At 37.4% G+C, this 602-nt stretch carries 1 protein-coding gene; it reads right to left on the minus strand.

What is annotated here, in order from left to right; genetic code table 11:
• On the minus strand, nt 1-358 hold a 358-nt coding region (locus ACS8FD_RS22475; protein ID WP_439277492.1), incomplete at its 3' end, for a neutral zinc metallopeptidase.
• Nucleotides 359-602 lie beyond the last annotated feature (244 nt).

Genomic DNA, 602 nt, shown 5'->3' on the forward strand with positions numbered 1-602 from the left:
TCGCTGCGGTCACGCTCCCACAAGCTGAGCTTACTTGACCATTAAAGAGGATAAGTGAAGGCTCTTGGTAAGTTTGACCACCTTCATTAAATACTTGATGCCAAACCTCTTCTGTGTCAGCCAGTACTACCTTAACAAACTGTGTATCACGATCGTCACTTGTGGCTGGTTCAGTTGAGGTACTGGTACCACCACCTGTTATCACTTGACCAGTCTGTAGAGCAGTCATTGGATTTACGCCAAAAACTAACCACAAGATACCAGCTATAATGATGCCGCCAATACCGCCACCGATCATTTTTCCACCGCCACTACTGGTACGAACGTTAGAGCTCCCTCGTCTGCCTCGCCATTTCATAATACATCCCCTAAATTTATGATAAATATTGTTATGATTACAACTATCACTATTGATAAGTCAAAAATTATACTTCTTTCAGAACCTATCTTTTAGATAATTAATATTATTACCTAATTATTAATATAGATTTTATTAAAAATATTCTTTCTTGATATGATTTTTTCACTGTTTGTCTGCCCATCTCTTGAATAATCGAACAACGAATAATATATGTAAAACCAGTCTGTTACATTCTTTTATC

It is taken from the genome of Psychrobacter sp. 1U2 (genome assembly GCF_051847575.1).